14 protein-coding genes are annotated in these 13,412 nt (G+C 60.4%); 10 read left to right on the top strand and 4 right to left on the bottom strand.

What is annotated here, in order from left to right; translation table 11 throughout:
• Positions 1-11: 11 nt before the first annotated feature.
• From AAC077_RS08465 to AAC077_RS08440, 6 genes are all read left to right on the top strand, one after another.
• Positions 12-1,940, top strand: coding sequence for an ATP-binding protein (locus AAC077_RS08465; RefSeq protein ID WP_339768484.1), 1,929 nt, complete (start codon positions 12-14; stop codon positions 1,938-1,940).
• 100 nt (positions 1,941-2,040) lie between these two features.
• The gene (locus tag AAC077_RS08460) at positions 2,041-3,405 is read left to right on the top strand and encodes a DUF6638 family protein (RefSeq protein ID WP_339768482.1); all 1,365 of its coding nucleotides are present in this window, start codon (positions 2,041-2,043) and stop codon (positions 3,403-3,405) included.
• A gap of 2 nt (positions 3,406-3,407) precedes the next feature.
• Complete coding sequence (locus AAC077_RS08455) at positions 3,408-3,686, top strand: hypothetical protein (RefSeq protein WP_339768480.1); 279 nt, start codon at positions 3,408-3,410, stop codon at positions 3,684-3,686.
• A gap of 13 nt (positions 3,687-3,699) precedes the next feature.
• A complete protein-coding gene (locus AAC077_RS08450) occupies positions 3,700-4,350 on the top strand; it encodes a DUF1523 family protein (protein WP_339768478.1) in 651 nt (216 codons plus the stop codon).
• A gap of 130 nt (positions 4,351-4,480) precedes the next feature.
• Complete coding sequence (locus tag AAC077_RS08445; RefSeq protein WP_339768476.1) at positions 4,481-4,777, top strand: hypothetical protein; 297 nt, start codon at positions 4,481-4,483, stop codon at positions 4,775-4,777.
• A gap of 58 nt (positions 4,778-4,835) precedes the next feature.
• Entirely contained in the window at positions 4,836-5,528 is a 693-nt protein-coding gene (locus AAC077_RS08440; RefSeq protein WP_339768474.1) for a L,D-transpeptidase, read from the top strand.
• A 42-nt stretch (positions 5,529-5,570) separates the two neighbouring features.
• Here the strand turns inward: AAC077_RS08440 and AAC077_RS08435 are convergent, their stop codons facing one another.
• Complete coding sequence (locus tag AAC077_RS08435; protein WP_339768472.1) at positions 5,571-7,148, bottom strand: DUF5928 domain-containing protein; 1,578 nt, start codon at positions 7,146-7,148, stop codon at positions 5,571-5,573.
• Between the two features lie 144 nt (positions 7,149-7,292).
• Between AAC077_RS08435 and AAC077_RS08430 the strand changes: the two genes are divergently transcribed.
• Positions 7,293-8,111 carry a sulfotransferase family protein gene (locus AAC077_RS08430; protein WP_339768470.1) on the top strand — a complete coding sequence of 273 codons (819 nt, stop codon included), beginning with the start codon at positions 7,293-7,295 and terminating at the stop codon, positions 8,109-8,111.
• Here the strand turns inward: AAC077_RS08430 and AAC077_RS08425 are convergent.
• A complete protein-coding gene (locus AAC077_RS08425; protein WP_339768469.1) occupies positions 8,108-8,776 on the bottom strand; it encodes an SGNH/GDSL hydrolase family protein in 669 nt (222 codons plus the stop codon). The two genes, AAC077_RS08430 and AAC077_RS08425, sit on opposite strands and share 4 nt — an antisense overlap.
• A 113-nt stretch (positions 8,777-8,889) precedes the next feature.
• On the opposite strand from AAC077_RS08425, the gene smpB reads away from it, so the two are divergent.
• The 3 genes from smpB to AAC077_RS08410 all read left to right on the top strand — a co-directional run bounded on the left by smpB (position 8,890) and on the right by AAC077_RS08410 (position 11,492).
• Positions 8,890-9,369, top strand: a complete 480-nt coding sequence (gene smpB, locus AAC077_RS08420; protein WP_028957004.1) for an SsrA-binding protein SmpB — start codon at positions 8,890-8,892, stop codon at positions 9,367-9,369.
• An 84-nt stretch (positions 9,370-9,453) separates the two neighbouring features.
• Entirely contained in the window at positions 9,454-10,308 is an 855-nt protein-coding gene (sseA, locus tag AAC077_RS08415) for a 3-mercaptopyruvate sulfurtransferase (protein WP_339768466.1), read from the top strand.
• Positions 10,308-11,492 carry an amino acid aminotransferase gene (locus tag AAC077_RS08410; protein WP_339769486.1) on the top strand — a complete coding sequence of 395 codons (1,185 nt, stop codon included), beginning with the start codon at positions 10,308-10,310 and terminating at the stop codon, positions 11,490-11,492. Before sseA ends, AAC077_RS08410 begins: the two co-directional genes overlap by 1 nt.
• A 148-nt stretch (positions 11,493-11,640) precedes the next feature.
• Here AAC077_RS08410 and AAC077_RS08405 read toward each other — a convergent pair whose 3' ends face one another.
• Together AAC077_RS08405 and AAC077_RS08400 are read right to left on the bottom strand one after the other, a co-directional pair.
• On the bottom strand, positions 11,641-12,981 hold the full coding sequence (locus AAC077_RS08405; RefSeq protein ID WP_339768464.1) for an ammonium transporter: 1,341 nt from the start codon (positions 12,979-12,981) through the stop codon (positions 11,641-11,643).
• 27 nt (positions 12,982-13,008) lie between these two features.
• On the bottom strand, positions 13,009-13,347 hold the full coding sequence (locus tag AAC077_RS08400) for a P-II family nitrogen regulator (RefSeq protein ID WP_114292791.1): 339 nt from the start codon (positions 13,345-13,347) through the stop codon (positions 13,009-13,011).
• Between the last annotated feature and the right edge of the window lie 65 nt (positions 13,348-13,412).

Here is a 13,412-nt window from a genome sequence, read left to right as displayed (position 1 = left end):
GAGGGAAGAAGATGAGCCAGACAGCCGACCAGATGGAGCTGCGCGAGCAAGAGATCACCGCGCATTACGCGATGGCCTTGGCGATGTTGCAGGGCTTTGACCACGCGCCGCGGATCGGCAAGGGGGTTGAGGCCCCGCAGCAAGAGGCATCCGCGGGCATCGGCACACGGCGGCGGTTTCGCACCACGACGCCGGGTCTGGTGACACGGCGCAGCACGGTGACGGGTGCCGTGCAGTTGATCGCGCGGGTCGAAGGGGAGGACGACGCGCTGATGTCGCCCTTGCAGGCAACGGTACTGAACGGGCTGCGGCGGGCGATTTCCATCGCCCTGGCGGTGGCCGAGAATTACGCCGATGTGTCGGGGCTGGGTGATTTGAAGCGTGCGAACCTTGAGGGCAATTTGCCCGACGCCCGCAAGGTCGAGTTTTCGGAACTGCTGGCGGGCGAGGCGTTGGTCACGCTTTATGTGTTTGGCAATGCCACCGCGTACCTCATGTCCTCGCACCAGTCGGAAGTGACCGTCGAAGTGGGCGATGTACAGGAAATGCTGACGGACAACGGCCAGACTGCCCTGCACGGCGCGCTGTGGGAACTGGATCAGGACATCGCCGCCCACGCCACCGACGACGCGCGGCTGGTGGCGACCGTCGCCGCCTTTGCCGAGGCGCTGATGGAAAAGGTCGCCCTGCGCGCGCAAGAGGCACCGCGCCTGTCCGGTTTCACCAACGCCGTCTGGCGGGTCGAGGCGGATGATTTCACCATCGCGGGCTTTACCCCCGCGACCAAGGCGAAGTCGACCAAGCTGACGATGACCTTCAAGAAACCCAACGAGGTCGTGGGCAACCATATCGCCAAATATCAGGCGATGAAGCTGGCCAAGATGCTGATGGCCTATGACTTTGACCGCAAGCTGAACCCCTTTGCCGAACTGGGCGGGTTCATCTTTACCTTTATGGGCGATGGCAAGCCGGGCACGGGCAAGACCACGCTGATCCAGATGATGGCGGGGCTGATCAACGATTATTGCGCGGTGGCGGGCTATCCGTTCCGCTATCAGAACCTCAGCACCGACAACATCGACAGCTATCAGGGCAAGTCGGGCCAGAACGCCAAGGCGTTTATCAACACGATCATTGATCCCAATGCCATCGGTTTCGGCACCATCGACGACATCGACCAGCTTGCCGGCAAACGCGGCGACCGGCAGTCCAGCGCGGGGCAGCTGGAGATCACGGCGGTGCTGATGGAAAGCTTTGCCGGGGCCAATACGGTCGTGCGGGGCAACTGCACCTTTGGCATGTTCTCGAACTACCCCGAAAACGTGGACGACGCCCTGCGCCAGCGCGCGGGGGCGCGGTTTCTGGTGGACGGGCCGCAAACGCGCGAGGATTACATCGACATCCTGTACCTGCTGATGGGCAAGAACCACGACATTCCCGTGGGCGCGCATCAGGTGTTTTCGGCGCAGGAAATCAAATCGGCTGTCGCCGCATCCTTCGAAAGCCACAGCCGCCCGCACGAGGCGGGGCTGATGCAGGTGTTTGACAGGGTGCACGACCAGATCGGCGAATTGGACACGATTGCCAAGCTGGGGACCTACCTGAAAGGCATTCAAGAGGCGGACGCGCGGTTCACGGGCCGTGCGATCAAGAACATCACCGACGCGGTCAAGGTGCGGGCGATGGATTTCGAGCTGCCGGATGAGTGGATGGAGAACCCCGAGCTGTTCCTGTTCAAAAGCTATGACGCCAAGAAGGACATGATCGCCGAGCTGCGCCAGCCGATTACGGTGGAGATGGTGATACAAGAAATCAACCGCTATGCGGATTCCGAGTTCCGGTACGCGGACAAGTCGGACGAGGTGGCGATTGACGCGATGGTGCGGGACTTTGGGCGGCAGGAAGCGGCGAAGAAGCGGCATTTGGAGGGTAAGCGATGAAACAGGAAGGCTCCAGCGGGGCCTTTCCGTCGCGAACGGGCGGAGCTCCGGTGGCGCAGAGATTCACGGGTATGTTCAGTCAGAGTGATAGGATAACCCAATGAACCGCCTCATCCGCCTCGGCCTCATGTTCGGCAACCTCTACCCCGTCACCAGCCCCGCGCTGGTGGAACGCTATAACCGCGCGCTGGAGCATCTGACCGGCAAGCGCACCACGCTCACCGATTTCTACATCGACCTGTCCGGCTTTTCCCCCGAAGTGGGCGCCGATCTGGGTGATCCGCTGTACCTGAACAAGGGCGGCGTGAACCGGCAGTTTATCCTGCTCAGCACCGACCAGAAACGCGCGCCGCTGCTGGATGCGAAATTCTCGACCTCGCGCACCATCCTGCGGCGGTTCATCGAGGACAACGAGGCGGCGCTGTTTGCGCTGACCGCGCGGGATGCGGTGGCGGGCGAGCTGGTGAATTCGGTCTATGACGTGTCCAACCCGCAGCGCCTGTTCGACATTCGCGCGATCACCATTGATGCGGACACCACCGCAGGCACCGTGCGCAATGCCGAAAAGCTGGCGGGCAAGGTGGACCGGTTTCTCGAAGCCGAGGACGCATGGTTTGACGATGTGCTGATCGCCGAGATGATCGGTCTGGCCGCGCAAACCGGTGACGTGACCCGCAACCCCGTGAAGCTGAAGAAAACGCGGTTCGAGCAGGGCAATTTCTGGACGGCGCATTTCGGCGGTCTTTATGTGTTCCAGAAGGTCGAGCATCCGGCGGTGATTGCCGGCGGGGATGCCTCAGCACTGGGTGAATTGCCCATCAAGCATGTGTTCGAGACAACCCAGCGCAACCAGATCGCGCGGTTTCTGGAGCTGAACGGGCTGGCCGAACCCATCGTGGCGGCGCGGGGCATCGATTCGGCTGCGATCCTGCGGCAAAAGATGGATTTCATTCTGGTGGACGCGGTCACCTCGGCGGGCGTTGATCTTTCGGGGACCACCCGCGCCGACATGCGGCGGTTGGCGCGCAATCATGCCCAGCACCTGCCCGAGGAATTCCACGCGCTTGCGTCGCTGGTCAACTGGGCCGAGAACGGCGGCGCGTGGCCGCGCATCACCTCGGACCATCCGGCCTATTTCTACACGCTGCGGGCGGCGGCCCATGCCGATGCCGATCTGGTCAATATGCTGCTGGCCGAACTGACGCCCAAGGACGTGCGCCAGTTGTTCATCTGTCACAAGCAGATGTTCTATGACACCTATGCCCGCTGGCCCGATGCCAAGAAAGAATATGTCGCGCAATATCTGGCGGCAGAGTATCAGGCGGACAAGGTCGGCACGCGCGACGCGCTGTTCGGCCATGACGCCCCGATGGAAGAGCCGCCCGCAGCCACCACCCGTGCCAAGCCGCAGACGTTGGACGACCTTGTCGCCCGTGTCGGCCCCTGGGGCGCAGTCAGGAGATAGCCATGTTTGCATTGCTGCGTTTGATCGGTGTCGGCTTTGTCGTGCTGACGATCATCTACATCGCCCTGTCGCTGTATTCGCGCAGCGTGCGCAAGGGCAAGCTGCGGGCGGAATGGCGCGAACAAGCGCAGGCCGGTGTCGCCGAGCAATCGGAAGAGGCGTTTGTAGATATTGGTATGATCGAATACGACAACTCTTTGCGGCGCAAGCTGATCCTTGGCGTCTATGTGGTGCCTACGGTTCTGGTGGGCGCCATCATCTATCTGACCAATTTCGCCTGAACGGAGGCCCCCTATGCGCTATCTCAAATGGTTTTTCATCATCGTGTTCTGGGTCCTTGTGGCGGCAATCTTCCACTATACCCTGCCGCAGAAGGACATCGTGCGGATCACTGATACCTACGAAAAGCGAATCGACTTCGGTGAAAACTCGATCTTCTGGGCGCAGGCGGATGTGGGCACGGATGGCACTGCGTCCAATCGCGATGTGTTCTTTATCCAGACGCGGCTGGCCAACTCCGACCGGGTGATGGTGTACCGCAACGAAGACACCGGCTGGGGCTGGCCGCCGTATTTCAAATTCGACACCTCGAACCTTCAGGCCGAGGCCGGGGATCTGAAGTCGACCGCTGCCAACCCGCGTTATGTGATCATCAAACATTACGGCTGGCGCTTGGTATTTGGTACGGTTTTTCCCAACGCCATCTCGGTAACGCCAGTTGACGGCCCCGATGCGTCCAAGGGCATTCCGTTCCTGAACATCTTTATCCTGACGCTGTTCTTCATGGTGGTCTATTTCATCTGGGTGCGCTGGCGCCGGTTCCGTCAGGCGCGGATCGACCCGCGGCTTGAGGAAATGCAGGACAACTGGGAAGCCGCAGGCGACGCGATGGCTGACCGTCGCAGCCGGTTCTCGCGCTGGCTGGACACGTGGAAAACGAAATAGGCCCATTTGCCCAATCATCGGCCCAATCATCTGGATGTGATCGCGCCAAGGGTGGACTTGGCGCGGCGCATCGGCCATTTCCGATAGTATGACGGTTTTGCGTTCATTTTTACTGGCTTTGATGGTCTTCGTGGCAATGCCATGGGGGGCGTTTTCGGCTGTCTATCCGGCGCTGGCCCGGCCTGCCCACGCGGCCGCATCGGATGCATCACAGGTTGCCGCTGTGCCGGCATCGGTCGAACGCCCGCGCAAACGCTGCCGCACGGCCACCTTGCCGGGGTCGCCCTGTGCGCAGGACATGCGCCTGCACGACGCTGTTACGCTGGACGCGCCGGCCCGTGATGCGGACATGCCGGTGCCGCAGGACAGGGTGTTGCGCAGCAGCGTGACCAAGCCGCCCCCGCAAGGACCACCACGCCTGATCTGACCGGACCCACCGGCGCGTGCTCCGCGTCATTCCCGATCAGATCAAAGGATACCCCAAAATGTTGACCAGACGTATGTTCGTCGCCTGCGGCGCCGCTGCGACCTTGGGCGCCTGTGCCCGCCCTGAACCCACGCCGGTGGCTGCCCCCCCGGCGCCGGTGATCCCGCCACTGCCTGCGTTCTATCAGGCAATCCCTGATGAGCCGTACCCCGTACCCGCGGTGCCCGAGGGCATTCTGAAGCCGGAATATTGGCGGCAAGAGGTCACCAACCTGTGGCCGCAACACGCCCGTGGCACCATTGTCGTCGATCCCGACGATGCCATGCTGTATTTCATCGAAAGCCCCGAAACAGCGACCCGCTATGGCGTCAGCGTCGGTGCCGCAGGCTTTGCCTGGGACGGCACGGCGCGCTTGCAGTTCCGCCGCGAATGGCCGGTGTGGAAAGTGCCCGCCACGATGATCGCCCGTAAACCGGAACTGGCGCCGTATTCCGTGGACAAGGGCGGCATGCCGCCCGGCCCCGGTAACCCGATGGGGGCGCGGGCGCTGTACCTGTTCGAAAACGGTGTCGATACGCTGTACCGCATCCACGGCGACGCCGACCCGCGCGAGCTGGGGCGGAACGTGTCGTCGGGCTGCATAAGGATGCTGAATCAGGACGTGATCCACCTGTATGGCCGCGCATTGCACGGGGCGGATGTGATCGTATTGCCGTCGATGAAGTCCTCGGGCACAGCAGGCGTTTATTGAATTGATACGCGGTGCGTGCAGGGATCGCCTGCCCGCACCGCGTCAGTCTGCGAACAGGTAGTCGGCGCTTGCGATTTCGTGGGCCTTGTCCTCGCCGATGCTTAGAAAGTTTGACAGGGCGCGGGTGTTTTCCTCGACCGTGGCCCCCTCGCGCATACGGCTCATGTTCTCGAACTCGGCGTCGCGGATGCGGTCGCTTTCAAAGACCATGTCGTTGCGAATGGTCGGCAACAGCCGTTCCAGCGTTTCCGAACTGGTCTGCTCGCCCGCCAGACCGACGCGCATGGCGTGGCCGATCAGGTAGTTGTCAGTGAACTTGCACTGGATTTCCAGCATCCGGGTTATCGACCGGTCGCCTGCAAAATCCTGCAACAGGTCCAATTCGCCCGGGTCCATGCACACGATCAGCCGGTCGGTTTCGTAATAGTCGAACAGCATGCGCATCAGCGCCCGCCGGTGCCGCGTGCGTTTGCCCAGCGTTTTCTGGATGCCGCCCAGATCCGGCAGCGGTGTGTTTTCTTCGTTAAACAGGTATTCGATGGCGGGCACATTGGTGACCTGCCGGATACGCTCCAGCACTCGTTTGGCCACGTGCCATTTCTTGCAGATCACGATCATCAGCTCGCGTTCACGGCCCAACGTCGATTCGGTTTCCCAGAACCGCGTGGCAAAGCGGCGTCCAATGCGCCCGCGCCCGCTGAGGAATTTGAACAGGCTGCGTCCTTCGTTCGAGATCTGGAAATGCACCCCTTCTGCCGCATACAGCAGCCCAAGGCGACGTTTCAGATCGCGCGCCTCGGGGCTGATCTTGCGGGCGAACAGGAAATCCTGACTTAGCAACAGGTCGTAGTGATCGTCGTAGAACACCACGGGCATCCCATAGTCGGTGAACATCAGGAAGGTCAGCGTGCGCGTGCGGATTTCATTTTCAGGCACCACATGGCGCACGATGGTCTGAAAGAACGTCTCGTCGGGAATCCAGGTGGTGCGGAAGAACCGCATGACGTCGCGGCGCTTCTTGGTGAACTCCAGCACCCATTCGACCGTGCGACGGCGCAGGCACCACCACTGGCTGCCGATCTGCACCTGAATGTCGCTGGGAATCTCGCGGGTCAGGCCAAAGCGTTGTTGCAGATGGTAGCTGGTGTAGAACCGCCATTTTTGCGTGCGTTCGTTGAAGAAGTGGCGGTAAATCAGCCGCTCTTCCTTCATGCCGGTCTTGATCCAGTCGCTTTCGAAATAGTCGAAGCTTTCGATAAAGTCGGCGTCGTTGTCGTCCAGGAACTGGTGCGTGTACTCGGCAGATTTGATCGCCATACAGTCGCCGGACAGCATGTAGAAATGCGTCGCACGCGGGAACGCTTTGGCGGCGGATTCGACCGCGTACAGCGTCGCCTGCACCAGCGACCATTCCCCCCAGCCGCATTTGATGCGCTTGTGGGCAAAGGTCACGTTGGGGTTGTCGTCCAGTGCTGCGCGGATCGCCTTGAAATGTTCGGATTTGGCCGAGGCGTCAAAATGGATCGACATATAGTCGCCGGCCGCAGTCAAACGTTCGGCCTGCTTGATGATGGCGTCCGGGTCTTTGTGACACAGCAATATGTAGGCGATTTTTGCCATACGAAAAACTTACGGACCCTTTACCTGTTGTTGTTTACCTAGATAGAGATGAAGGGTGATTGAATAAACAGCATTTATTTGCTTTTTTGCTGCGACAGACAACTGCTGCCCGTTGAAGCAGCAGGGAATCAGAGGAATACAGGTATGGGTTTCCCCGGAACGTGGATGACGGAAAGCGAAAGCGTGGTGTACCGCGTGGTGCCCAAATGCGCCTGCTCGACCATTGGCCAGATCATGTATTACTCCGATCACGGCGCATTTTTCGATGGCGACATTCACGACGCCAAGGGCGGGATGCACAAGTGGGCGCTGGAAGACAGTCAGGCGCCGATCACGGCAAATGTGCAAAACCACAGTTCTTATGCGTTCACCTGCGTGCGCAACCCCTACACCCGCATCCTGTCGTCATTCTTCGACAAGATCTGCGGCATCCAGCGCAACGGTAAACGCTATCGCGGCAATCTGGTGCCGCTGCTGATCCAGAAATACGGGATCGAAGTGGGCGGTGACGACGGCAAGCAAGAGTTTGACCAGATCGCCAGCTTTCGCCGGTTCTTGCTGTTCACCCGTGACACCATCCGTTGGCGCAAGCCGATGGAGCCGGACATTCACTGGTCGGCCATGTCAGGCCATGTGTCGACCTATATTGTGAACGGCGGCAAATACGACAAAATCATCTGGACCGAAAAGTTCAATGAGGGGATGCAAGAGGTGCTGGACGCCATCGAGACCCCGAAAAAGGTCAACATCGCCGAAATCCCACGCTTTAACGAAAGCGAAGGGCACGGGCCCAAGCGGTTGCATCCGGTCGAGGACTATTTTGACGATCTGTCGATGCATCTGGTTTACGAAATCTATAAGCGCGATTTCGAAGTGTTCAAATACGATTTTGAAAATCCGGCCAACAAGATGCCCATCGCCGAGATTGATCTGGACGAAGTGCACAAGAAGCTGGGCGATTAATCGCCCGCTTGCTTGATGATCGTTGCAACGCGTTTGCCGGCTGCTGCTGCCCCTTTGTAACTGGGGTGGACCATGTCGGCTGCGTGAAACGACCGGTCCCCGTAAGGCACCAGATCGGCCATCGGAACGAACCACACGCCGGTGTCACGCTGCGCCATCTGGGTGACGCGCGCATCCAGCTCGTCGCCCTCGTCGCGGCAGTGCTCGATCGGCGATCCGCGGCCCGGGCTGCGCAGGTAGCCGACATAGACCACACGCGCACCCGTGCTGCGCATCTTGGCCACCAGTTCAGGAATTTCGCCACGCGTGCCATCCTGGGAAATCAGCTTGGTCATCTTGCGGTCGCAGCGGTTGCAGTTGCAGCCCAGCCACAGATCGTTGCCGCCACCGTTCATGATGACCCAGCTCCAGGGGCCGGGGCGATACTGGCGGGCGATGTTGAACCCCAGCGCGCCGGTCAGCGGTAACTTGTAGATCATCCGCGCGCCCATCACGGACCGGTTCGTTACTCGCTGGCCCAACTCTTGCTCGACAACGTCGGGAATCGACTGGTTGGCGCTGGAATTGACCGCGAAAAACGAATCTCCGATGGCCAGAATGCGCGCAGGATCTGCCCCCGCAGGCGTGGACAACATCATCAAGACCATCAACAGAATCGGTTTCATCAGGATTCCCTTTGCCAAAAACATACCGCTTCCTTGCATCACAGTTGCCGTAAATTGTGAAAGTGGTGCGGCGATATTGTGAAATGCGCCTCTTCACCCTACATCCCATTGCTATGGCACAGGTAAAGAACGCAGACCCGAATTACAAAGTGATCGCTGAAAACCGGCGGGCACGGTTTGACTATGCGATCGAGGAAGATCTGGAATGCGGGATCATCCTGGAAGGGTCCGAGGTCAAGTCGATGCGTCAGGGCGGATCGAACATCGCTGAAAGCTATGCCGCCGTCGAGGATGGTGAGCTGTGGCTGGTGAACAGCTATGTCGCGCCCTACGATCAGGCCAAGACGTTCCGCCACGAGGAACGCCGCCGCCGCAAGCTGCTGGTCAGCCGCAAGCAGATGTCCCACCTGTGGAATGAAACCCAGCGCAAGGGCATGACGCTGGTGCCGCTGGTGTTGTATTTCAACCATCGCGGCATGGCCAAGATCAAGATCGGCATCGCCAAGGGCAAAAAGAACCACGACAAGCGCGAAACCAGCGCCAAGCGGGACTGGAGCCGTCAAAAGGCGCGGTTGCTCAAGGATCACGGCTGATCGGGACGCGAACGGCGATCTATCTTGCGAAGGCGGCGCAGCAGGGTTAGGGAAAACACGTTTATTCACGCACGGAGGCCACCCATGTCCGATGATCCCAAAACGCTTGTCTCGACCGATTGGCTGGCCAAACACATCAAAGACCCCGATTTGCGGATTCTGGATGCGTCCTGGTACCTGCCCGACGCCAACCGCGACCCCAAGGCCGAATATGACGCGGCCCACATTCCCGGTGCGCGGTTCTTTGACATCGACGATATTTCCGACGCGCGGTCGGACCTGCCGCACATGGCGCCCCCGGTTGAAAAGTTCATGTCGCGGATGCGGGCGATGGGCGTGGGCGACGGCCATCAGGTTGTGGTTTATGACGGTGCCGGCATCATGTCCGCGCCGCGCGTGTGGTGGCTGTTCCGCCTGATGGGCCATGAAAACGTGGCCGTTCTGGACGGCGGTTTCCCCAAATGGCAGGCCGAGGGCCGCGCCGTCGAGGACATGCCGCCCGTGGTCAAGGACCGCCACCTGACCGTGCGGTTCCAGAACCATCTGGTGCGCGATGTCACGCAGGTGTCGCAGGCGTCGAAACTGGGCGATGCGCAAATCATCGACGCCCGCGCCGCCGCCCGTTTCCGTGGCGAAGCGCCCGAGCCGCGCGAAGGACTGCGTGCCGGTCACATCCCCGGATCGCGCAACGTGCCGTTCAACACATTGTTGAACGATGACAAAACCCTGAAATCCCCCGCCGAGGCGCGCGCGGTCTTCGAGGCCGCAGGCGTTGACCTGTCGCGCCCGATGATCACCACCTGCGGGTCCGGCATCACCGCGTCGGTTCTGGCGCTGGCGCTTGAACGGATCGGGGTGGATGCTTGGTCGCTTTACGATGGATCCTGGGCCGAATGGGGGATGTTCCCCACCGTGCCCGTCGCAACCGGAGACGCATGATGTTCGAAACTCTCAAGCCGCAGGCACCCGATAAAATCCTGTCGCTGATGGCGCAATACAAAGAAGACCCGCGCACCACCAAGGTCGACCTTGGTGTGGGCGTCTACAAGGACGCATCGGGCCTGACGCCGGTGATGCGCGCGGTCAAGGCAGCCGAACACAAGCTGTGGCAAGAGCAGGACAGCAAATCCTACACCGGGCTGACCGGCGATCCTGCGTTTTCGGATGCGATGATCAAGCTGGTTCTGGGCGATGCAGTGCCGCGCAACACGGTTGCGGCGGCCGCGACCCCCGGCGGTACAGGCGCGGTGCGTCAGGCGTTTGAACTGGTCCAGATGGCCAACCCCAAGGCGCGGGTGTTCGTGTCAGATCCGACATGGCCGAACCATTTGTCGATCCTGCAATATCTGGGCATCGAGATGGTGCCTTATCGCTATTTCGACAGCGAAACGCGCAGCGTGTCGTTCGACGCGATGATCGAAGACCTGAAAACCGCGACCAAAGACGACGTGGTTCTGCTGCACGGCTGCTGCCACAACCCGACCGGCGCCAACCTGACGATGGACCAGTGGGCCGAGGTGATTAAGGTTCTGCAAGACACCGGTGCCACGCCGATGATCGACATCGCCTATCAGGGCTTTGGCGACGGTCTGGACGCGGATGCGGCGGGCACCCGTGCGGTGGCTGCGGCTGTGCCGGAATGTCTGATTGCGGCAAGCTGCTCGAAGAACTTTGGCATCTACCGCGAGCGGACCGGCATTCTGATGCTGGTGTCGTCTGATGCGGGCGCACAGGCGCTGAATCAGGGCACTCTGGCGTTTCTCAACCGCCAGAACTTCAGCTTCCCGCCTGACCACGGGGCGCGGCTGGTGACGATGATCCTGACCGACGACGAATTGCGCGCCGACTGGCAGGCGGAGCTGGAAGAGGTCCGTTTGGGCATGTTGAGCCTGCGCAAGCAACTGGCCGGCGAACTCAAACGTCTGTCGAATTCGGACCGGTTCGATTTTCTGGCAGAACATCGCGGCATGTTCTCGCGTCTGGGCACCACGCCCGAGATGGTCGAAAAGCTGCGGGTCGATCACGGCATTTACATGGTGGGCGACAGCCGCATGAACATTGCGGGCCTGAACGAACAGACCATTCCGGTGCTGGCGCACGCGATCATCGACGCCGGCATCTGATCCACCTCTGTTGCGTTGGAATTGAAAGGGCGGTCCTTCGGGGCCGCCTTTTTTGTTGCCGCTCTGACACGTCTGGAAACGAAAAAACCGGGCGCATCGCTGCGCCCGGCTTGTTTTCTCAAGGCTTTAAGTCGGGAGGAAGGAGACCTTAGCCCTTGGAGAATTCGGGATAGGCTTCCATGCCCATTTCGGACATGTCCAAACCGTTGATCTCGTCCTCTTCGGTGACGCGGATGCCCACGGTCGCTTTCAGGATGAACCAGACGATGCCCGAAGCGATGACGGTGAACAGACCCACCACAACGATCGAATAAAGCTGTGTGGCCAGCGACGCGTCGGGGTTGGTCAGGACAACCGCGATCGTGCCCCAGATGCCGCAGAACAGGTGAACCGGGATCGCACCGACAACGTCGTCGATCTTCAGCTTGTCCAGGAACGGAACCGCGAAGACCACGATGATACCGCCAACGGCACCGATCAGCGTTGCCGCACCCAGCGAGGGGGTCAGCGGTTCGGCTGTGATCGACACCAGACCGGCCAGTGCGCCGTTCAGAACCATGGTCAGGTCAGGCTTCTTGTACAGGACCTGTGTCAGGATCAGCGCGGCAATCGCACCACCGGCAGCCGCCGTGTTGGTGTTTGCAAAGATGCGGCTGATGTCTGCCACGTCGCCCACGGTGCCCATCGCCAGTTGCGAGCCACCGTTAAAGCCGAACCAACCCAGCCACAGGATGAAAGTACCCAGTGTTGCCAGCGTCAGGTTCGAACCCGGCATCGGAATGGTGCGACCCTCTTTGTATTTGCCGATACGCGGCCCCAGGATCAGCGCGCCGACCAAAGCAGCCCAGCCACCGACCGAGTGCACGACCGTCGAGCCGGCGAAGTCGAGGAAGCCCATTGCGTCCAGGAAGCCGCCGCCCCATTTCCACGACGCCTGAACCGGATAGATCACGGCTGTGAGGGCGATGGTGAAGACCAGGAAGGGCCACAGCTTGATGCGCTCGGCCAAGGTGCCCGAAACGATCGACGCGGTTGTCGCGCAGAACATCAGCTGGAAGAAAAAGTCGGAACCGGTCGACGCATAGTCATAGGCGTCTGCAGCGTCGGAACTTACGCCAACAGGCTCAAGCCCTGCGGTGCCGAATGCGCCCAGAATGCCGTCGATGCTCCAGCCGTCGCCCGGGTACATCAGGTTGTAGCCCAGCAGGTAGTAAAAGATGGCCGCCAGCGAGAACAGCGCGATGTTCTTGGTCATCTGCATGGTCACGTTCTTCGAGCGGACAAGGCCGCCTTCGAGCATGGCGAATCCTGCGGCCATCCAGAACACCAGGAAGCCGCCCACAAGGAACAGCAACGAGTTCAGGATATATACAGTGTCAGTCGACGCATTTACGCCGGCCGCCGGGCCTGCGTCCTGGGCAAAGCCCAGCGTCGGCAGCAGTGCGACAGACGCCGCGGCTGCAAGGGTAAAGGTTGTGGTACGTTTCATTGTCAGAATGTCCCCGGTTGCGTCGCGTTAAAGCGCGTCTTGGTTGGTTTCGCCGGTGCGCACACGCACGGCCTGTTCGACATCGAGCACGAAAATCTTGCCATCACCGATTTTGCCGGTGTGGGCGGTTTTCTTGATCGTCTCGACCACCTGATCGGCAGCGGCGGAATCGACCACGATTTCCAGCTTGATTTTCGGAACGAAGTTCACGGCGTATTCTGCACCGCGATAAATTTCGGTATGGCCGGACTGAGAGCCAAAGCCCTTGATCTCGGTCACCATCATGCCGCGGACGCCTGCTTCGGTCAGAGCCTGACGGACATCCTCCAGCTTGAATGGTTTGATCGTTGCAATGATCAGTTTCACGCATTTTCCCCTTGTCGTTTGGCCGCATTTCCAGCCGTTTTCCTGATGGCAACAGACGGAACCCA

The organism is uncultured Pseudosulfitobacter sp., assembly GCF_963976325.1.
Taxonomy (GTDB): Bacteria; Pseudomonadota; Alphaproteobacteria; order Rhodobacterales; family Rhodobacteraceae; genus Pseudosulfitobacter.
The sequence above is the reverse complement of the archived record's forward strand: the minus strand, read 5'-3'. Positions and strand labels throughout refer to the sequence as shown.

Excerpts from the sequence above, each read along its gene's own strand:
- AAC077_RS08425 (WP_339768469.1), bottom strand. The coding sequence starts at position 8,776 with ATGAAACCGATTCTGTTGATGGTCTTGATGATGTTGTCCACGCCTGCG.
- AAC077_RS08460 (WP_339768482.1), top strand. The coding sequence starts at position 2,041 with ATGAACCGCCTCATCCGCCTCGGCCTCATGTTCGGCAACCTCTACCCC.
- AAC077_RS08450 (WP_339768478.1), top strand. The coding sequence starts at position 3,700 with ATGCGCTATCTCAAATGGTTTTTCATCATCGTGTTCTGGGTCCTTGTG.
- AAC077_RS08440 (WP_339768474.1), top strand. The coding sequence starts at position 4,836 with ATGTTGACCAGACGTATGTTCGTCGCCTGCGGCGCCGCTGCGACCTTG.
- AAC077_RS08430 (WP_339768470.1), top strand. The coding sequence starts at position 7,293 with ATGGGTTTCCCCGGAACGTGGATGACGGAAAGCGAAAGCGTGGTGTAC.
- AAC077_RS08465 (WP_339768484.1), top strand. The coding sequence starts at position 12 with ATGAGCCAGACAGCCGACCAGATGGAGCTGCGCGAGCAAGAGATCACC.
- smpB (WP_028957004.1), top strand. The coding sequence starts at position 8,890 with ATGGCACAGGTAAAGAACGCAGACCCGAATTACAAAGTGATCGCTGAA.
- sseA (WP_339768466.1), top strand. The coding sequence starts at position 9,454 with ATGTCCGATGATCCCAAAACGCTTGTCTCGACCGATTGGCTGGCCAAA.
- AAC077_RS08435 (WP_339768472.1), bottom strand. The coding sequence starts at position 7,148 with ATGGCAAAAATCGCCTACATATTGCTGTGTCACAAAGACCCGGACGCC.
- AAC077_RS08455 (WP_339768480.1), top strand. The coding sequence starts at position 3,408 with ATGTTTGCATTGCTGCGTTTGATCGGTGTCGGCTTTGTCGTGCTGACG.
- AAC077_RS08410 (WP_339769486.1), top strand. The coding sequence starts at position 10,308 with ATGTTCGAAACTCTCAAGCCGCAGGCACCCGATAAAATCCTGTCGCTG.
- AAC077_RS08405 (WP_339768464.1), bottom strand. The coding sequence starts at position 12,981 with ATGAAACGTACCACAACCTTTACCCTTGCAGCCGCGGCGTCTGTCGCA.